This window comes from Kocuria sp. CPCC 205235, assembly GCF_040980905.1.
Lineage (GTDB): Bacteria > Actinomycetota > Actinomycetes > Actinomycetales > Micrococcaceae > Kocuria > Kocuria carniphila.
In genome coordinates, this window is the sequence record NZ_JAVKPR010000037.1 from 1 (window position 1) to 18,576 (window position 18,576).

At 63.4% G+C, this 18,576-nt stretch carries 15 protein-coding genes and 1 rRNA gene; 6 read left to right on the forward strand and 10 right to left on the reverse strand.

The genetic code is table 11. From position 1 onward, the window contains the following. Positions 1-149: 149 nt before the first annotated feature. Positions 150-1,025 (reverse strand): thioredoxin domain-containing protein, encoded by an 876-nt coding sequence (locus tag RF638_RS15080; protein WP_129700345.1) that lies wholly within the window; start codon positions 1,023-1,025, stop codon positions 150-152. A 193-nt stretch (positions 1,026-1,218) separates the two neighbouring features. Here RF638_RS15080 and RF638_RS15085 point away from each other — a divergent pair, with 193 nt between their 5' ends. The 3 genes from RF638_RS15085 to RF638_RS15095 are packed head-to-tail and all read left to right on the forward strand — an operon-like array spanning position 1,219 to position 4,838. Beyond that, positions 1,219-2,772 (forward strand): trehalose-6-phosphate synthase, encoded by a 1,554-nt coding sequence (locus tag RF638_RS15085; RefSeq protein WP_095796947.1) that lies wholly within the window; start codon positions 1,219-1,221, stop codon positions 2,770-2,772. Further along, complete coding sequence (otsB, locus tag RF638_RS15090; protein WP_095796948.1) at positions 2,753-3,556, forward strand: trehalose-phosphatase; 804 nt, start codon at positions 2,753-2,755, stop codon at positions 3,554-3,556. Before RF638_RS15085 ends, otsB begins: the two co-directional genes overlap by 20 nt. 1 nt (position 3,557) lies before the next feature. Beyond that, positions 3,558-4,838, forward strand: a complete 1,281-nt coding sequence (locus RF638_RS15095; RefSeq protein ID WP_129700343.1) for a DUF4032 domain-containing protein — start codon at positions 3,558-3,560, stop codon at positions 4,836-4,838. Between the two features lie 94 nt (positions 4,839-4,932). Here the strand turns inward: RF638_RS15095 and RF638_RS15100 are convergent, their stop codons facing one another. From RF638_RS15100 to RF638_RS15130, 7 genes are all read right to left on the reverse strand, one after another. After that, a complete protein-coding gene (locus RF638_RS15100; protein WP_368842347.1) occupies positions 4,933-5,886 on the reverse strand; it encodes a transporter substrate-binding domain-containing protein in 954 nt (317 codons plus the stop codon). Between the two features lie 8 nt (positions 5,887-5,894). Continuing rightward, complete coding sequence (locus RF638_RS15105; protein WP_095796951.1) at positions 5,895-6,728, reverse strand: amino acid ABC transporter ATP-binding protein; 834 nt, start codon at positions 6,726-6,728, stop codon at positions 5,895-5,897. Further along, positions 6,725-7,681, reverse strand: a complete 957-nt coding sequence (locus RF638_RS15110; RefSeq protein WP_368842348.1) for an amino acid ABC transporter permease — start codon at positions 7,679-7,681, stop codon at positions 6,725-6,727. The genes RF638_RS15105 and RF638_RS15110 overlap by 4 nt, the downstream gene beginning before the upstream one ends. A 163-nt stretch (positions 7,682-7,844) precedes the next feature. Beyond that, positions 7,845-8,438: a TetR/AcrR family transcriptional regulator gene (locus tag RF638_RS15115; protein ID WP_095796952.1), complete on the reverse strand. Its 594-nt coding sequence runs from the start codon at positions 8,436-8,438 to the stop codon at positions 7,845-7,847. A gap of 2 nt (positions 8,439-8,440) precedes the next feature. Further along, the gene (locus RF638_RS15120) at positions 8,441-9,256 is read right to left on the reverse strand and encodes a ferritin-like domain-containing protein (protein WP_129700337.1); all 816 of its coding nucleotides are present in this window, start codon (positions 9,254-9,256) and stop codon (positions 8,441-8,443) included. Between the two features lie 3 nt (positions 9,257-9,259). Beyond that, positions 9,260-11,518 (reverse strand): HAD-IB family hydrolase, encoded by a 2,259-nt coding sequence (locus RF638_RS15125; RefSeq protein ID WP_095796954.1) that lies wholly within the window; start codon positions 11,516-11,518, stop codon positions 9,260-9,262. Positions 11,519-11,619: 101 nt separating this feature from the next. After that, positions 11,620-12,519, reverse strand: a complete 900-nt coding sequence (locus RF638_RS15130) for a hypothetical protein (protein WP_368842349.1) — start codon at positions 12,517-12,519, stop codon at positions 11,620-11,622. A 90-nt stretch (positions 12,520-12,609) separates the two neighbouring features. Between RF638_RS15130 and RF638_RS15135 the strand changes: the two genes are divergently transcribed. The 3 genes from RF638_RS15135 to RF638_RS15145 are packed head-to-tail and all read left to right on the forward strand — an operon-like array spanning position 12,610 to position 16,008. After that, positions 12,610-13,392, forward strand: coding sequence for an SDR family oxidoreductase (locus RF638_RS15135; protein ID WP_095796956.1), 783 nt, complete (start codon positions 12,610-12,612; stop codon positions 13,390-13,392). Positions 13,393-13,396: 4 nt separating this feature from the next. After that, a complete protein-coding gene (locus RF638_RS15140; protein WP_095796957.1) occupies positions 13,397-14,302 on the forward strand; it encodes a 1-acyl-sn-glycerol-3-phosphate acyltransferase in 906 nt (301 codons plus the stop codon). 29 nt (positions 14,303-14,331) lie between these two features. Next, positions 14,332-16,008: an FAD-binding oxidoreductase gene (locus RF638_RS15145; RefSeq protein ID WP_095796958.1), complete on the forward strand. Its 1,677-nt coding sequence runs from the start codon at positions 14,332-14,334 to the stop codon at positions 16,006-16,008. Between the two features lie 30 nt (positions 16,009-16,038). Here the strand turns inward: RF638_RS15145 and RF638_RS15150 are convergent, their stop codons facing one another. Then, positions 16,039-18,042, reverse strand: coding sequence for an acetoacetate--CoA ligase (locus tag RF638_RS15150; RefSeq protein WP_315279041.1), 2,004 nt, complete (start codon positions 18,040-18,042; stop codon positions 16,039-16,041). A gap of 432 nt (positions 18,043-18,474) precedes the next feature. Beyond that, positions 18,475-18,576, reverse strand: a 5S ribosomal RNA gene (gene rrf, locus RF638_RS15155); the annotation flags it as partial.

Sequence of the window (18,576 nt, forward strand, 5' to 3'; positions counted from 1 at the left end):
TGAGCTACGCGGACATTTCACCTGAGGCAAGCACGAACACCATCCGGACATCTTGACATGAGGCAAGACGCGGAAAAACGGGCCCGGCACCGTGTGGTGCCGGACCCGCTTCAGTGATTGGAGTCGCGCGTCAAAGACTTAGCGAGGGGTCACTTCTTCTCTTCGAGTGCGTCGTTGAGGCCCTTCTCGAAATCGTTCTGGGACACACGCTCACCGTCGACGAAGATGGTGGGGGTTCCGGCGATTCCATTGGCCATGGATTCCTGGGCCATGATGTTGATCATGGGACGGTAGGTGTTCTCGCCCAATTGGTCGGCCGTCACGTTGGCGCCGTGCTTGGACGCGATCTCGGCGAGCTCATCATTGCTCAAGCCGCCGGAACCCTGGTGAGAGAACACTTCCTGCACGTAAGCCAGGTACTGCTCGGGATCGACTTGCTCGGCCACCAAGTAGGCGGCGTTGGCTGCTCGCGAGGAATACGCGTCGGGGCTGCCGCGGTCCAGGAAGTTCAAGTTCCGGTGCTCGAGAGTCACGTCACCGGAGAGCACCTTCTCCTCGATCTGGTCACCGAACTGCTCCTCGAAATCGGCGCAGTGCACACATTCGAAGTCCTGGAAAACCACCAGTTGCACGGGCTCGCCGTTGTCCTTGGCCTCGGTGGCGTTCACGACGCCCGGAGGTGTCTTGGACTCGTCCACGGACTCGGGAGCCTCGGGCACATCGTTGATGTCCCGTTCGTCCACGTCCGACGTGTCCTGCAGGATCTGCGACTCGTTGAGCTGGATGCCGCCGTACTGGTTGGCGCTGGCGGGCACGGGTCCGGCCTCGGGAATCGTGTTCTTGTTGTTCTGCCAGACCACCAGCGCAATGATCAGTCCGATCACCAGCAGCAGCGCAATGATGCCCGCGATCAGGCCCTTGGGCTTGCCATTGGACCTACGTGCCTCGCGATCCGCGATCTGGCGGGCACGTTCGCGCGCCTGATCAGCGGTCGACGATCCGGCCGTGTTTTTCTGGGAAGCCATGGGGTCCGTGATTCCTTCCGATCAAATGATGTGTCACGTTCAGATTACCCGGACCCCGCGGTCACAACGATTCAGGGGTTGTCCAGAAAATGGTCGCTTCACATGCGGTCGCACTCCGACTGCCCGATCGAATCGTTAGTACGCAACCTTAGAATGGATGCGGACCCGATCCCGTGGGCGGAAGGAGCTCGTTGTGCTTGCAGACCAATCCGATCACCAGGTGGAGGTACCCAGAGACGGGTACGACTTCGTGGTGGTCTCCAACCGACTTCCCGTGGACCGCGACATCGACGACAAAGGCGAGAGCACATGGCGCCGCTCACCGGGTGGTCTGGTCAGCGCATTGGCTCCGGTCATGGCCAAGCGCGACGGCGCCTGGGTCGGCTGGCACGGCGCCCCGGACGAGACACTCGAGCCTTTCGACCACGACGTGTTCCATTTGGTTCCCGTGGGCCTGTCCGAGCTCGAGGTCGAGCGGTATTACGAAGGGTTCTCCAATGCCACGCTCTGGCCGCTCTACCACGACGTGATCGCCCCGCCCGAGTTCCACCGAACCTGGTGGTACGCCTATCGACGCGTTAACGAGCGTTTCGCGCGGATGGCTGCAGAGACGGCTGCTCCCGGGGCCACGGTGTGGGTCCAGGACTACCAACTGCAGTTGGTTCCCCGCATGCTGCGCAAGCTCCGCCCGGACGTCACCATCGGCTTCTTCAACCACATCCCCTTCCCTCCCACGGAGATCTACTCGCAATTGCCGTGGCGCAAGGCGGTCCTGGAGGGCCTCACCGGGGCGGACCTGATCGGATTCCAGCGTCCCGGCGACGCGCAGAACTTCCAGCGTTGCGTGCGCAAATTCCTGGGGGTGCGCTTCACCAACGGCGCCGCCGACTTCTCGGAGGCGGCCATCGCCGACGACGCCGCCGCGGCGTCGTCGTCCGAGCCCGGCCAGGAAACGAGCGGGGCTGGGGAGCAGGACACCACGTGGACCGTTCACGCTGCGGCCTACCCGATTTCCATCGACGTCGAGGCGATCCGGGAGCTGGCTTCGGACCCGGAGACCAAGAAGCGTGCCAAGGAGATCCGACAGGAACTGGGGAATCCGGAAACCATCTACCTGGGCGTGGACCGACTGGATTACACCAAGGGCATCCTGCACCGCATCAAGGCTTACGGGGAGCTCCTCGAGGACGAGAAAATCACCGTGGAGAACTCAGCGTTGATCCAGGTGGCCAGCCCGTCCCGCGAGCGCGTGGACTCCTACATCCAGCTGCGTGAGCAGGTCGAGGGCATGGTGGGCCGGATCAACGGTCAGTTCGACACCATGGCCCACACGGCGGTCCGCTATCTGCATCACGGCTATCCGTTCGAGGAAATGGTGGCCCTGTACATGGCGGCGGACGTCATGCTGGTGACCGCGCTGCGAGACGGTATGAACCTGGTGGCCAAGGAGTACGTGGCCGCGAAGCAGGACCGCTCCGGTGCCCTGGTGCTTTCCGAGTTCACCGGTGCGGCTGAGCAGCTCAAACAGGCGATCCTGGTCAATCCGCACGATATCGACGGGCTCAAGGAAGCCATGCTCTACGCCCGCGACATGCCCGGTGCCGAGGCCAAGAAGCGCATGAGTTCCATGCGTCGTCAGGTGCTCACCCACGATGTGGTGGATTGGTCCCAGCGTTTCTTGGAGGACCTCGCCACGTACGGCCAGCAATCGGCAGGAAGGGAATCCGATGACCGAAACTCTCAGTGATGCCCTGAGCCGCGCCGCGGGCGCGGATCATTTGTTGATTGCTTTGGATTTCGACGGCACGCTGGCACCCTTCACCGAGGACCCCGCCGATTCCCGGCCCCTCCCCGAGGCTCGAGAGGCCTTGGACGCGCTGGCCGGACTGCCGCGCACCACGGTGGCGATCATTTCCGGACGCCCCCTGGAGTTCTTGCGGGAGGTGGTCGATCCCGCGCGCCGCATGGTGCTGTCCGGTTCTCACGGCGCGGAAATGGATCTCGCTGCCCTGCCCGATCTGCCGGACGACGCCGAACACGACATCCATCTGACCGCCGAGCAACTGGATCTGCTGGACCGCGCCGTGGACGCGACAGAGGAGATGGTGTCCCGGTACCCCGGTTCCCGCGCCGAACTCAAACCCGCCGGGGTGTGTTTCCACACCCGTCCGATCAGGGACCCGCGGGTCTCGGAACAAGCGTTGGAGGAAATGAATCGCGCCTATTCGGAGCTGCAGGGTTTACGGATCACTCCCGGACAGCAAGTGGTGGAGTGCTCCGTGCTGAGCGCCACCAAGGGTGATGGACTGCGGATCATCCAGGCCGCGGCGTCTCCGGACGTCACGGTATTCGCGGGTGACGACGTCACGGATGAGGACGCCATGGATCTGCTGACCGGGGAGGATCTCGGGATCAAGGTGGGCGAGAAGGAGTCCGTGGCTACGCAACGGGTGAGCGGCCCGCAAGAACTTGCCGACGTTTTGAGCGTTTTTGCCGACCAACGAGCACGTGCGGTGACTAGCATCAAATGACATGAACGCCTCCCCGGCACCAGCACCACTCGGCTTACCCACCCCCACAGGTTCCCGACGGGTCTCGATCAACACCGCATTCCCCGACCCCGCCCTGTTGGACCTTCCCTGGCACATTCCACTCGAGGAGTGGCCACCCGAGGTTCTGGCCGCCTATCCGCGCGGGATCTCCCGTCACGTGGTGCGGTTCGCTCACGTTGGCACGAAAGTTGTCGCGGTCAAGGAGACCACGCCCCACTACGCCCAAAGGGAGTATGGGTTGTTGCGACGATTGCTGCGCATGGGTACGCCGTCGGTCACGCCGGATTCGGTGGTGACCAATCGGTTCACCGAAGAGGGTGAACCGTTGCCCGCCGCGCTCGTGACGGATCATTTGAGTTTTTCCCTCCCCTACCGGGCCATTTTCGAGCAGGTTCCCTCCCCGCAGACGGTCGAGTTGCTCGTGGACGCGCTGGCTTCACTGATCGTTCAATTGCACCTGTCGGGTTTCTACTGGGGCGACGTCTCGCTCTCGAACACGCTGTTCCGCCGCGATGCCGGTCATTTCGCCGCCTACCTGGTGGACGCCGAAACCGGCGAGATCTACGACCAGCTCTCCCGCGGCCAACGCGAGTACGACATCGAACTGGCACGCACCAACGTGGCCGGGGAAATCATGGACCTGCTGGCCGGTGAGCACATGCAGGAGCGCTTGGAAGAGGTAGGGCTGACCCCGGAGGACGTCGATCCGTTCGAAATCTCGGACCGATTGGTCAGCACCTACAACAACCTGTGGGAAGAACTCACGGCGGAGGAAAGCTTCGCCCTGGACGAGCGCTGGCGCGTGCAGGCTCGGGTGGAACGACTGAACGAACTGGGCTTCGACGTCGAGGAAGCTTCCCTCGAATCCGATGACACCGGTCAAGTGCACCTGCGTCCCCGGGTGGTCGAACCCGGTCACCACTCGCGGCGACTGCTGCACCTCACAGGTTTGGACACCCATGAGAACCAAGCCCGCCGTATCCTCACGGACATCGGCCAGTTCGGGCAGGCGCTGTATCCCGGACTGCCCGAAGACCTCACGGCGCAGCTGTGGATGCGTGAGATCTTCGTGCCCATCATGGAAGCGGTGCCGGCGGAAATGCGCCGGAAACTCGAATCGGCGGAGATCGTCCACGAGGTTCTGGAACACCGCTGGTTCATGTCGGAGAAGGCAGGGAAGGACATTCCCACCGAGAAGGCCGTCAAGGACTACGTGAAGTCACAGTTGTCATCACGGCCGGATGAAAAGGACATTTTCTAGCCCGCACCACCGGCAACCGGTCATCCAGACATCCTTACGCGCCGCCCCGATGGGCAACCATCGGCTGCCCCGCAGTGATGCAGCACCGAAAACGCTAGGGCATCCCGGTTTTCTCCGTGACGATCAGCGATTCGGAAAGGAACTCTTCTTCCAGTCCCCAGCGTTTGAGTGCCTGACGGTACTCACCGGAGGAGATCGCGGATTGCAGGGCCGCTTGGAACGGCCTGGCCAGCCCGGAGTCCTTGAGCGTGGTGGCCGCGACCAGCGTGGACTTGGGCCAGCCGGCGCTGATCTTTCCACGCACCTCAAGGTCATCGCGGGTGGCTGCGTAATAGGCCCCCGTGGGGAATGGCGACAGGTAGTAGTCGATCCGACCGGCCGCGAGTGCCAACACTGCATTGGTGTTGTCGAGATACAGGTCGAGGGCGGCCGGTTCCTTGCCCTGCGCGACCAGTTGATCGTTCCACGCCATGACGATCTTTTCCTGGTTGGTTCCCGGAGTGACGGACAGCTTCCGTCCCGAAATGTCGTCCGGTGAACTCACCACGGGCCCCTGACCCTTGCGCGCCAGGAACCCCATGTAGGCAGCACGGTAGGTCGCGAAGTCGTAGAGCTTGAGCCGGGGCTCGGTCACCCCCACGTTCGCAAACGCCGCGTGGTACTCGTTGGCACCCAACTTGAGCGGCCAGTTCTCCCACGAGGTGACCTGCGTATCGAGTTCCAACCCCAGCTTGTCCGCGATGAGGTAAGCCGTGTCCACCTCGGAGCCGATGGGTGTGACGTCGTCGGTCGCGCTGAAGGCCAGCGGAGGCGAGGTGTTGAGCACACCCACGGTGAGCACTCCCCCGGCCGCGATCTTCTCGGGCAGCAGGGCCTGCGCGGCTGAATCCACCTCGGAGCGGATTCGGCTGTTCTGTTCGGGGCTCAGATCGAATGGCACCCCGTCCTCACGGGTCGGCTGGGGTTGGTCGGGGTGGGTGCACGCCGTGAGGCCCAGCAGCCCCAAGCCACCGATTCCGGCCACACGCAACACCGTGCGCCGGTCCATGCCGCGGCTCACAGGTTGTACGCCGGTTCCAGGACCGACCCCAGAAACGCCCGGGTCCGTTCGTGCTTGGGCGAGGAGAACACTTCGCGCGGCGGCCCTTGTTCGACCACCAGCCCGTCGGACATGAAGATCACGGTGTCGGCGACGTCGCGCGCGAACCCCATCTCGTGCGTCACCACCAGCATGGTCACGCCTTGCGATGCGAGGTCGCGGATCACGTCCAACACCTCACCCACCAACTCGGGGTCCAAAGCGGAGGTGGGCTCGTCGAAGAGCACCACGGCCGGGTCCAGGGCGAGGGTGCGCGCAATGGCCACACGCTGCTGCTGCCCTCCGGACAGCTGCCGGGGGAAGGCGAGTTCCTTGTCCTCCAGGCCCACGCGCTTCAACAGGTCCCGGGCCTTGGCCCGCGCCTCCGTTTTGGACCGCCCCAGGGCCGACACCTGGGCCTCCATCACGTTGCCCAGCACGCGCAGGTGCGGGAACAGGTTGAACTGCTGGAACACCATGCCCACGTTGGTGCGCCGGCGCAGGATCTCCTTCTCGTGCAGTTCGTAGAGCTTGTCGCCGCGCTGTTCGTAGCCGACCATTTTCCCGTCAATGGTGATCCGGCCGGCGTCGATGTTCTCCAGGTGGTTGACCGTGCGCAGGAGTGTCGACTTACCGGAACCCGAGGGACCCAGAATGGCCGCGACCTCACCGGGCTTGATATCCAGGCTCACGCCCTCGAGCACTCGCACGTCCCCGAAGGACTTGTACACGTTCTCGATGACCACGTGCCCCTTGACCGGCCGCGCTGTCTGCTCGTCCGGAGTCTGTTGGTCGTTGGCGGTCGAACTCATCGCGTGCCTCCAATGCGGGAACGCAGCCGCTGCAGCGGGGTGGGCGGAAGGGTCCGCACCGCACCGCGGGCGAAGTGACGCTCCACGTAGTACTGAATGATGTTGAGCACGGTCGTGATGATCACGTACCACAGCGTGGCCACCAGCAGCATGGGGATGACCTCATTGGTACGGGCGTAAATCACCTGGATCGTGTAGAAGAGCTCGTTGTAGGCCAGGACGTAGACCACCGAAGTGCCCTTGACCAAGCTGATGATCTCGTTGAACGCCGGCGGCAGGATCGAGCGCAGCGCTTGGGGTAGCACGATGTGCGTGGAGCGGCGCCAGCGCGGAATACCCAACGACGCCGCCGCCTCCTGTTGGCCTTGATCCACCGCCAGGATGCCGCCGCGAATGATCTCTGCGGAGTAGGCGGCCTGGTGCAGCGTCAGCCCCAGTACGGCAGCACCGAATTTGTTGATGATGTCCGTGGTGGGGGCCTTGAAGAACGCCACATCCGTTCCTGGGATACCCACACTGATCACTTCGTAGAGGTAGCCCACGTTGTACCAGAGCAACAGCTGAACCAGCAGCGGTACGGAGCGGAAGATCCAGATGTAGAACCACGCGACCGAGGACAACAGCCCCGAACTGGACATCCTCATGAGTGCCAGGAAGAACCCGAGTACGAACCCGCCGACCGCCGCAATCGCGGTGAGGAGCAGGGTGTTGCCCAGTGCCCGAACCACGGACTCCGCGGTGAACCATTCGGCCACCACACCCCATTGCCACCGTGGATTGGTGAACAGGGACCAGACGATGCCGAACAGCACCACTGCGACCAGAGCGGTCCCGACCCAGCGCCAGGGATTTCGTGCTGGCACCACGGTCAAGGCCTCTGGCCGCTGCTGTGCCTCGGCGCGCTGCCCCGTGGGCTCGGTGTCCGCGGGTGCGGCGGGGGATGACGGTGTCACGAGATACTCCTGAACGATCACTGGTGGGAGTCACCGTTCGTAACGGTAACGACCTTCACGCTAGGAGGTTCACGGTCTGGACGCCGAAAAAGCAGACCCAAAACTTCATACTTGCAACACTCGTCACATATCCACCGGGTCAGAACCGATGGTGGACCGGCCGTCAAGCGCGCTCGACCACCACCAGATTCGTCAGCGTGGCGTGCACTCGCGCCGGCCAGTCCTGGCCCAGGCTGCCGTACCTCGCCACGTGGGCGTAGGACGCCCCCAGCATGAAATCGATGACCACGTCCAGGTCCACGTTCTCGCGGATCAGCCCGAGTTCCACGTCGCGTTGCAGCAGGCACCGGAGGATCTCCATGCGCGGCCTGATGATCTTGCGCCGCAGCACTTCCGACGTCGTGGAGTGGGGGTCTTGGAGCAGGGTCAGGGCCACGCCCTTGCCCAGGTCCTCGAACAGCACTTCGATGGCTTCACGCATGGTGTCTTCCCAGGCCCCGGAGCTGGGCGGGGCCGGCGGAAGGGTGGCGTAGACCTGCTCCAGCACCGCTTCCAACAATTCTTCACTGTTGCTGTAGCGCCGGTAAATCGATGTCTTGGCCACTCCGGAAACCACGGCCACCGCTTCGATCGTGACCTTCTGAGGACCGGATTCGCGCAGCAGCTTCAAGGCTCCCGCCAAGATCTTTCGATCCGTGCGAGCGGTGCGCGGGTCCGTGGCCGCTCCCCGTTCCGGCGTGGGTGTATCGACCACCATGGTCAGGCCGACACTGCTTCCGCCCGATAGGACTCTCGGGCGTGCGCCGTGGCGTTGTGGAAGATCCGCAGGCCGTCCATGCCCGGCAATTTGGCAATGTTGTGATCCAGCCGATCAATCTCGTGGGCGCCGTCCTTCCCGCCGAAGAGCTCACGCATCACGTGATCCACTTCGTCCGGGTCCATGACGCCGGAACCCACGGGCGCCCAGAATTTCCGCAGCGCGAACCGCGTGAGGCGCTGGGCCTTGCGGGAAGATTCCAAGCGGCGTCGGGCCTGTGTCGCGTAGAAAGCCACGTGACGCGATTCCTGCGCCGCGATCCGCTTGAGCAGAACCGCGAGCACCGGGTGCTTCTCCAGATCGGCCAGCCGCCGGTAGGCAGCGACCGCGGACCACTCATTGGCCGCGCCCCACGCCATGTGGGTCGCAATGAAGTCCGCGCCCACCATGTTGGACAACAGCGACTGTTTGAGCGGCTTGAGCGCCTCGGACCACCCGAGCTTCATGCGTTTGGCCTTGAGCTCGTCGTAGTCGACCACGATGCCGTGCAAGCCCAGCACCTCGGCGAGCGCCTCACCATGCCAATACTCCTCGCGGTTCCACATGGTCATGAACGTGGAGACGTCCCTGTCCTGGTGCGAGGGAGTCACCAACATGTCTCGCATGTAGCACACCGTGTGGTACTCCACATCGCACATGTACCGCAGGCAGCGCAGCGTTTTCTCGGGCAAGGGACGGGTGATGAATTCACCCATGTCCAGGTCAGCCCATTTCACTCGCTGCGAAGTCTCTGCGAACTTGTCGATGTTGAAGGCCATGACTCAGGCTTTCCTCCAGTCTTCGATGGGCCAGTGCGACTTCTTGGCACGGCGGTACAACGGAAGATCGGGATTCACGGCGTACGCGTGCCCGATCTGGGACAGCCAGCTGGCATCGGCCACCGAGTCGCCGTAACCGTAGGAACGGCTCAGGTCGTAACCGTTCTCCTCCGCGTAGCGCTTGAGCCACTGGGCACGGGCCTCGTCCACGAGCGGCGGGGTGGCCAGGTAGCCGGTGAGCTTGCCGTCGGTGACTTCCATGCGTCCGGCCACCACGTGGTCGAACAGATCCGCGATGGGGCTCACCAACAGGTCCAGGGAACCGGTGACCAGCACGGTGTGGTGGCCGGCCGCGCGGTGCTCCTCGATCCGTTGCAGGGCCCCCGGTCGCAGGCTCTTCTCCATGGTGCGACCCAGCGAACCGTTCATGAGCTCTTCCACGCGCTCCACGGAGACGCCCTCGTAGCGGCGCAGGAACGCGCGGATGAACTCACCGCGGTCACGGCGTTCCGCCTTCACGTAGGTGGGCGCGTTGCCGAGCAGCTCGGTGATCTCACCGGGCCACTGCACCGGGCTCAGCTCGCGGCGGCGCAGCTTGGCGTACTGGGTAATGATGTTCCCGGAGACCACGGTGCCCTCGAGGTCGAAGACCGCCACCACGTCCGTACCGGACTTGAGCCCCCGCGGGCGGGACTCTCGCTTGCGCGACGCCGCCTTGAGACGCCCGTAGGCCCGGGTCATTTCGGTGAGCGCGGGCAGGTGTACGTTCTGCCAGTAGTCGCGCCAGTCGATGGCGCGCGGGTCGAAGTGCTGGTCCTCGGGCGCGGACTCCGGGAGCGCCCGATCCAGCCGGCGCGTGTGGGTGTCGTCGAAGATCATTTCGGTGCGCGTGTAGTTCTGGTACAGATCCACGTAGGTGCGCAAGGAGCCCAGCCCGGTCTGCATCCGGTGCAGCGAGTTGGTCCATTCCCGGGTGCGTGCCGTGGCCGGCAGGACGGCGCTCAGTTTGCCACCGGCGGCGGCGAGCTTTTCCTTGAGCGCGAGCCCGCGCTCCACCGCGTTGTTGGCCGGGAACTTCCACACGGGAACCGTAATGGGGTTGCCGTTGGAGTCCTCGAGCGGCTGGGCCAGGAAGAACTCCCGCACGTTCTCGTACATCTGGTGGAACGGCAGCGGATTCGAGGCACCCGAGCACACCTGGTAGTAGGCAGCCTGCGGATCGATGTCCGTTTCCCCGGTCAGCTCACCCGACGGCGCTCGGTGACCTTGCGTCACCAGGGCCACGATCGCATTGACCACGAAATCCACCGGGATCACGTCCAACACGGAGTCAGGCAGCCCCGGGAACTCGGGCAGCGCACCCTTGGCGTAGGCCATGATGAGCGGGTCCGCCACCTTGTAGCCGTCGATCCAGCCCGGGAACGGGTACCGCAGGGCGGATTCAATGATGGCCGGGCGCACGATGGACAACTGGTGACCCACGCCGGCCCACTTCTCTTCCGCAACGCGCTCGCCCAGGGCCTTGGTGAAGGTGTAAATGTCGGTCCAACCCAGCGACTGTGCGCGGGTGCGGCCGTGGTCGACCAATCGCTCCTGAACCCAGGCCTGGCGAGCTTCCTCCGCGGCGCGAGCCACGGACTTGGGACCTTCCTTGCCGAACTGGGCGGTGGCCTTTTCGATGAAGGACTGGAGTCGCTCCGGGGAGCGGGATTCCACCTGCGCGGTGTCCGCGGCCCGGATGGCTGCCTCGAACTCCACATTCCAATCCACGCTGTGATCCACGGGGGCTTCCGGACGCAGGCCCTTGGCGATGCCTCCCACATAACACGTGGACACGTGGACCACGTGGGGGTTCTGACCCGTGGCACGCAGTGATTCGTACAGGCCGACGGCGCCGCCCACGTTGGTCTTGAACGCCTCATCGATGGGCGGGTCGAAGGACACGGTCGAGGCGGAGTGCACCACCACGTCGAACGGCTCGGTGATGCTCGCCAGACCGGTGAGGTCGCCCTCAAGAACGCTGGTGCGCTCGGCGAAGATTTCCTCGGCACGTTCCTTACCCACCGAATCGCGCCATGTCTTGAACACGGGCTTGCGCAGCAACTGCTTCAGACGAGCCTGGCCGGACAAGGAACCCTTGGGGCGGATCACCGCGGTGACGTGGATGTCGTCATGGCTGGACAGCAAACGCTCCAGAACCGCCTGCCCGAGGAACCCGGTGGCTCCCGTGAGCAGGACGCGTTTGGTGGTGGTCTGGGTCAACGGGTTCCTCCGAAGGTAGGGATGTTCTGACACGCGCGCGGCGTGAGGACGGGGACGGATGTTCGCCGACCCCTCTGGTTCAACAACTGGGGTTCAGCAACTTAGAAAAGAGCGTAGCGGTTCACTACTCCATCGCGTTCGAGGGCCCTGCGCAGCGGTTCGGTGCCCGCCGTTTCGGGCATGCGTTGTAGCGGTTCATCGGCCTGCTGCAGCAGCAGATGAGTGTCGTGCACCGTGGGGCACACGCTCGCGATGAACTCGCGGAAGGCGTTCCGGGAAACGCCCACCGGACGCATCGGGTTGAATCCGAAGGACACGTAGCGACGGGCGAAGGCCGCGGCCCGCGGTGAGCGTCGAACACGCTCACCGGTTTCAACCGCGAAGAAGCGTTCGTGGACGCGCTTGAGCCGGACCACGCGCTGCAGGAGAGCCGAAAGTTCAGGGTGACCGGCGGCGTCGTCGAACGCCTGAATCGCTGCTCGCATGCTGGCCTCACGAGACCAGCCGCGCGCCATTTGCCCAGCGACGACATCCTCACCGAACAGATTGGTCCACACGGAATCGGTCATGGGGGCCAGGGTGTCCAGCGCCATTTCCACACGGTCCAGGAACAGGTGGTCGTGAACAACGGGTCCGGAGACGTCCTGTCCGTGGGCTTCGAGGATGGCCTGATAGGCATCGGCGATCCAGTGGCGCTCATAAGCCCACGTGGTCAGGAAGGCTGCGACGCGTGATTCCTTGTTCGTGTAGCTGACCACGACGTGTCGGACCTGTCCCATGGTCGAACGCTCCACGTCCCACAGGTACTGCAGGTCCCGGAGCCTTTCGGGGCTCAACGGGTGCTTTTGGAACGCACGCGTGTCGACCTCGGCGCGCAGACTGCCCTGGGCATCCAGGGTGAATTGCTGGACCTCGAAGGGAGTTCGCAGGACCAGCTCCTGGTCCGTGGGGCCGTACAACCTGCCCTGTCGGTGCAATGCCAGGTAGGGCTCCTCTGCCATTGTCCCTCCTCGAAAACTCCCGGCGAACGCGTTGGTCCGAGCGGGTCATGAACCCGAATCGCTACGCCTACCGTAGTGTATCTTAGTGGCATGCTTACCGCTCTTGTGACCGGTGGAACGTCAGGCCTGGGAGCCGCGTTCGCACGCTCGTTAGCCCGCAAGGGCTTCAACCTGATTCTGGTGGCCCGCAACGAAGATCGGCTCCGTGAAGTTGCCGATGAATTGGCCGGTGAGCACGGTATCCACGTGGAGATCATGGCTGCCGACCTGTCCGACCGTGAGCACGTGGAGCGCGTGGCCCAACGGCTGGCCGACACGACACGTCCTGTGGACCTGCTCGTCAACAACGCCGGTTTCTCGGTGGGCACACCTTTCCTGACTGATGATTTCTCCCCGCACGACGTGGGCGTGGACGTCATGTGTCGGACCGTGGCTGTGCTCTCCGGTGCTGCCGGGCGCTCCATGACGGAACGTGGAACGGGATGGATCGTGAATATTGCCTCGATCGCAGGCTGCGTCACCATGGGCGAATACTCGGCCATCAAGGCCTACGTCACGTCCATGACGGAATCACTGGCTGTCGAATTGCACGGGACGGGAGTGCGTGCCACCGCGGTCCTGCCCGGTTGGGTGCGCACGGAATTCCACAGCCGCGCCGGGATTGCCGGTTCATCGATCCCCAATTTCATGTGGCTCGACGCGGACAGCGTCGCGGACGAGGCCCTCGCCGACGTCGCCCGGGGCAAGGTCCTTTCGATCCCCACCCTCCGCTACAAGGCCGTTTACACGACCCTGCACCACCTTCCTCGCCCCGCGGTGCGCTGGATCTCCCGGCAAGTCTCCGGGGCCCGCAAGCGCGAGAAGAAGGCCTGATCCCATGGCACCGGAAGACAACCAGTCTGATCCTCCCCAGCACGAGGGCAGCCGCTCTCACGGCAAACATGCCGGTCAGCCGGTCGAGCAGCCGGATTCTCTTCAGGGCGAGGGCGTCCGTCATCGCGGCAAACACTCCCGCCAGCCGGTCGAGCGCCCCCACATCATGGAGTCCCTCGAGGGCCCCGTGGCACAGGCCGACCCCGCTCCCCCTGCCCCGCCTGCGGATTCAGCCAAAGTCGGTACCGCTTACTACACCCATGCCGGTCGCAGGATCGCTCGCAAGGTTGCACAAACGGTCTTCTTCAGGGGCCTGGTCAACCGGCTGATCACCCGCACCAACGTGGTGGATCCCGCCGCGTACGGTGTCAAGGGTGGCTGCGTGGTCGTGGCCAATCACTCGAGCCACCTGGACGCTCCTCTCGTGATGAGCGGCGTTCCCCACTACATCTCACGTGACCTGGCCACGGGCGTGGCCGCCGACTATTTCTTCACGGCCTGGTACAAGAAGCTGTTCACTCAGCTGATTTTCAATGCATTCCCGATCGACCGCACCGGAACCGGCGCCAACCGTGGGCTGTCCAAGAAGTTGCTGGCCGCGGGGATACCCATCCTGATCTTCCCGGAGGGAACGCGGTCCAAGACCGGCAAGATGGCGCCGTTCAAGGTGGGAGCGGCCAGTCTGGCCCACTCACTCGAGGTGCCCGTGGTACCCGTGGCATTGATCGGCGCTCACGAGGCCATGCCCAAGGACTCGAGCTGGCCTCGTCCCGGTAGGCCACCCGTGGTCGTGGCTGTGGGAGCGCCCCTGCGCGCCCGCGGAAACGAAACAGTCACGGGGTTCAACGAACGCATCGAGGCAGCGGTTCGCGCACTGTACGCTTCGAACCGAAGCAAGATTCAGGACTGAACACCCCCGAGGAAAGAGGTCGCACAGCAGTGGCACACGTAAAACACCAGAAATGGTGGGGCTGGGGCGAAGAAGGCGTTTTCTTCAACTACGAGAACAAGCCGGCGTTCGCACCCTTCGTCAAAGAAGCCATCGGAGTGACGCTGCGCCCGCGTGAGCGGGACACCGTGGATTTCTCCACCGCAAACGTTCCCGCGTCCAAGGCTCCGGACAGTGTTCTCGAGCTGCTCCGGGAGATCAACGGCGCGGATAACGTCAGCACTGACGACGAACTGCGCGTCATCCACTGGGCCGGCAAGTCAGTTCTAGAGCTTCTGCAGACCTTGCGCAACGATTTCCACCGTATCCCGGACGTCGTCGTCTACCCCGGCACCGAGGACGAGGTTACGGCCCTCATGCGCGCAGCGGTCGAATACGATCTCGTGCTCATTCCCTTCGGCGGCGGCAGCAGCATCTCGCGCAGCCTCCAACCGGATCCGGCCGAGGAGCGTTGCATCGTCTCCGTGGACCTCGGGCGACTCAACAAGGTCCTCGAGATCGACGAGACCTCCGGGCTTGCCACCATCCAGGCCGGCGTACTCGGCCCGGACATGGAGGAACAGCTCAACGCCCGCGGTTGGACCCTGGGCCACTTCCCCGATTCATTCACCTACTCCACGCTGGGTGGCTGGGCGGCAACTCGCTCCTCCGGCATGCAGTCGGACAAGTACGGTGACATCGCGGACATCATCCGTGGGCTCCGCATGGTCCGAGCCACCGGCACCGTAGTGTTGCGGCCCTTGCCGTCCACGTCTACGGGACCGAGCTTGCGCGAAATGATCATCGGCTCCGAGGGCCGACTGGGCATCATCACTGAGCTCTCCGTTCACGTTCATCGTCTGCCCGAGAAGCACCAGGTCATCGCCTACATGTATCCCACGTGGCAGCAGGCGCTCACCGCCGTCCGGCAGTTCACCGAGGCGGAGATCCCGTTGGCCTTCGCCCGGGTTTCGGACGCACACGAAACCGCATTTTCGCTCGCCACACAGAAGGCGCCGACGTCGCCCAAGAGCAAGCTCGCGGCCAAGGGCCAGGATGCTCTCTGGGCAGTGATGCGCAAGCGGGGCTGGGACACCGACGACATGTGCATCTCCTACGTGTGCTTCGAGGGCTCCCCCAAAGACGTGGAGTCTCGCAAGAAGGCCGTGGCCGGCATTGCCAAGAAGAACGGGGCCATTGTGCTCGGTTCGGGCCCCGGCGCACTCTACGACCAGAAGAAGTTCGACACCCCGTACCTGCGAGACTTCCTACTCGAGCAGAACACCGTGGGTGACGTGTCCGAGACTGCCGCGCCCTGGTCCAAGCTCACTACCGTCCACAAGGCCGTGTACGACGCCGCTGAACGCGCCTACGCGTCGCTGGGCAAGAAGGGGTGGATCATGTCGCACATGTCCCACTCCTACCATTCTGGCGCGTGCCTGTACTTCACGTTCGGGTACGTCTACGACGACGAGAATCCCTACGACGAGTACCACACCGTCAAGAGCGCCATCCAGCAGGCCTTCATCGACAACGGGGGCACACTGTCCCACCACCACGGTGTGGGTCTGGAACACCAGCCGTGGATGGAACAGGACATCTCCCCCGAAGGCGCCAACATCATGCGCGCTTTGTTCTCCAGCACTGACCCCGGCAACAACTTGAATCCGGGGAAGGTCGTCTCCTAACTCCGCGTTCAGAGGGCTCCGTTCCACCGGTCATTCCGTGGGACGGGGTCCTCGCGCTGTGTAGGACTGTGCCGTTCGGGCATACCAGTCCAGAACCTCCGCATCCTCAGTGGTCGCCCGATTCAGAGTGCTCGGATCTGCACCTTGGAAGAGCTTCTTGACCGGGATCTCGAGCAACTTTCCCGTGCGTGTTCTCGGAACAGCAGGGGCCTCAATGATTTCGTCCGGCACATATCGCGGCGAGATGTGTTCACGGATTGCGGTCACAATATTCGCCTTGAGCTCGTCGGAGAGCGCACGGCCGGGCTCCGGAACCACGAAGAGGGGCATGTAATAGTCACCTCCGGCGAGCTCGGCTCCGATCACCATGGAGGCCGATACTCCGGGCACCTGGTCCACCACGTGGGTGATGTCAGCAGATCCCATGCGGATACCACCACGGTTGATGGTGGAATCTGAGCGACCGTGCACCACGAACGTGCCCTCCTTCGACTGAGTGACCCAGTCCCCGTGTCGCCATGTCCCGGGGTACATATCGAAGTACGCCGCCCGGTACCGAGAGCCGTCCAGATCGTTCCAGAAATAGACCGGCATGCTGGGCATCGGCTTGGTGATGACCAGTTCACCCACCTCGTCCCAGACGCGCTCACCCTGGGCGTTCCAGGCTTGGACGTCCACGCCCAGGTAAGGCCCCATGATCTCGCCCCGGTGCACGGGTTGGAACGGGTTGGAGCCGATAAAGGCACTGGTGATGTCCGTACCTCCCGAGTCCGAGCCCAGCCGAACATTGTCCGATACAGATTGATAAACCCAGTCCCACGTGGAATCGGGTAATGGCGATCCCGTCACCAAAATGGATCTGAGGGCCGAAAAATCCTCTTGAACGTTCGGCACCACGCCCGATCTCTCCACCATGGTCAGAACCCCGGCACCCGTGCCGAAGAATGTGGCCTTGTTCTGAGCCACGAGCGACAAGGACTTCTGGGCGCCCCCGAATGTCGGGGCGCCGTCGTAGGTGATAATCGTGGAGCCGGTCAGAAGAATACCCACCAGCATGTTCCACACCATCCAGGTGGTGGCCACCGCAAAGTAGGCAGTGTCAGTGGGGCCGAGGTTCGCGTGCAGGCCCAGCGCCTTGAGGAACTCGAGAACTACTCCCCCGTGGGAGTGCACTATCCCCTTGGGCTTACCTGTCGTTCCCGACGAGTACAGGATCCAGAGCGGATGCTCGAACGGAACCTGTTCATAGACTGGTTCCGCGTGGCTGGCCACGATGTCCGAATAGCGCATCGCATCTTCGGGGATATCCCCGACGGATTCGGGAGGCAACTGATCGACGACAATGAGATGCTCCACGGATGGGAGAACTTCGCGGAGGGCACGATAACTACCGGTCATGTCGCGGAGTTTGCCACCGAATTCGTACCCGTCCACAGTGAACAGGACCTTGGGCTCGATCTGGGCGAAGCGATCCGCCACTCCCCCCGGACCGAAATCCGTATTCACCACAGACCACACTGCACCCACCGATGCAGCCGCCAGTAAGGCAACCGCTGTCTGAGGGATGTTCGGGAGAACTCCGGCCACCCGGTCACCGGGTCCAATGCCCAGATCTCGTAGCCAACTGGCCACAGAGGCCACCTGGGCTTCGAGCTGACTCCACGTCAGAATCTGGGGCTGCCCGGTTTCGTGTTCCCCGATGATCGCTACCTCGTCCGGACGCGTTGCCGCAGCACTCAGAGAATTCTCCGCGTAGTTCAGAGTGGCACCCGGAAACCAGTGAGTCCCAGGCATACCTTCGTCACTCATCGGTTGGTGCGCAGAGGACGAGGAGACCACACCGAAGTAGTCCCAGATTCCCTGCCAGAACTCCGAGGAGCTCTCCACCGACCACGAGTGAAGGGCAGCAAAATCGGGAAGCTCACAATCATGCTCCTCCTCGATCCACCTAGCGAAGTCGTACATCCGAGAGGATTCGACCCGATCAGCAGACGGCCTCCACAAGAGCTTCCGTCCGTCGTTGTTCCCTGACATCTGCAACACGTTCTACCCGCGCTTTCCCACCGTGAACCGCACCTACGTACTGCTCCGGCAAAGACAACTCACTTCTATCCCATATGCCGGCCCCGACTGGACCAGCCAGTGCGCTCAGTCACACCTACACGTCCCCATTACACATGAGTCGTCCGGTCAGATAGATCATTGACCGGTACATCTCTCCCTAGCGATCAAGAAAGAGTGGCGAACCCTGGCGGCAATGCGTGGCCCCGCAGCCACGGCGTTAAATGCAGAAAGGGGGCACCAGCGTTAGCCGGTGCCCCTCCTCCAGAAGTGCTAATAAAACGGTGCGACGGGTGCCGGTATCTGCCGGTGCCCTTCCACGCCACCACCGTGTTGAACCACCGCGGTGTTAAATGCGAAGCAGGGGCGTCACCATCGGTGACGCCCCTGCTTCTTTTATGTTAATTTCGGCGGTGACTTACTCTCCCACACCCTCCCGAGTGCAGTACCATCAGCGCTGTGGGTCTTAGCTTCCGGGTTCGAGATGGGACCGGGCGTTTCCCCCAC

Coding starts and splice junctions, on each gene's coding strand:
- RF638_RS15135 (WP_095796956.1), top strand. CDS start 12,610: ATGCTTACCGCTCTTGTGACCGGTGGAACGTCAGGCCTGGGAGCCGCG.
- RF638_RS15120 (WP_129700337.1), bottom strand. CDS start 9,256: ATGGCCTTCAACATCGACAAGTTCGCAGAGACTTCGCAGCGAGTGAAA.
- RF638_RS15105 (WP_095796951.1), bottom strand. CDS start 6,728: ATGAGTTCGACCGCCAACGACCAACAGACTCCGGACGAGCAGACAGCG.
- RF638_RS15100 (WP_368842347.1), bottom strand. CDS start 5,886: ATGGACCGGCGCACGGTGTTGCGTGTGGCCGGAATCGGTGGCTTGGGG.
- RF638_RS15130 (WP_368842349.1), bottom strand. CDS start 12,519: ATGGCAGAGGAGCCCTACCTGGCATTGCACCGACAGGGCAGGTTGTAC.
- RF638_RS15150 (WP_315279041.1), bottom strand. CDS start 18,042: ATGTCAGGGAACAACGACGGACGGAAGCTCTTGTGGAGGCCGTCTGCT.
- otsB (WP_095796948.1), top strand. CDS start 2,753: ATGACCGAAACTCTCAGTGATGCCCTGAGCCGCGCCGCGGGCGCGGAT.
- RF638_RS15115 (WP_095796952.1), bottom strand. CDS start 8,438: ATGGTGGTCGATACACCCACGCCGGAACGGGGAGCGGCCACGGACCCG.
- RF638_RS15140 (WP_095796957.1), top strand. CDS start 13,397: ATGGCACCGGAAGACAACCAGTCTGATCCTCCCCAGCACGAGGGCAGC.
- RF638_RS15080 (WP_129700345.1), bottom strand. CDS start 1,025: ATGGCTTCCCAGAAAAACACGGCCGGATCGTCGACCGCTGATCAGGCG.
- RF638_RS15095 (WP_129700343.1), top strand. CDS start 3,558: ATGAACGCCTCCCCGGCACCAGCACCACTCGGCTTACCCACCCCCACA.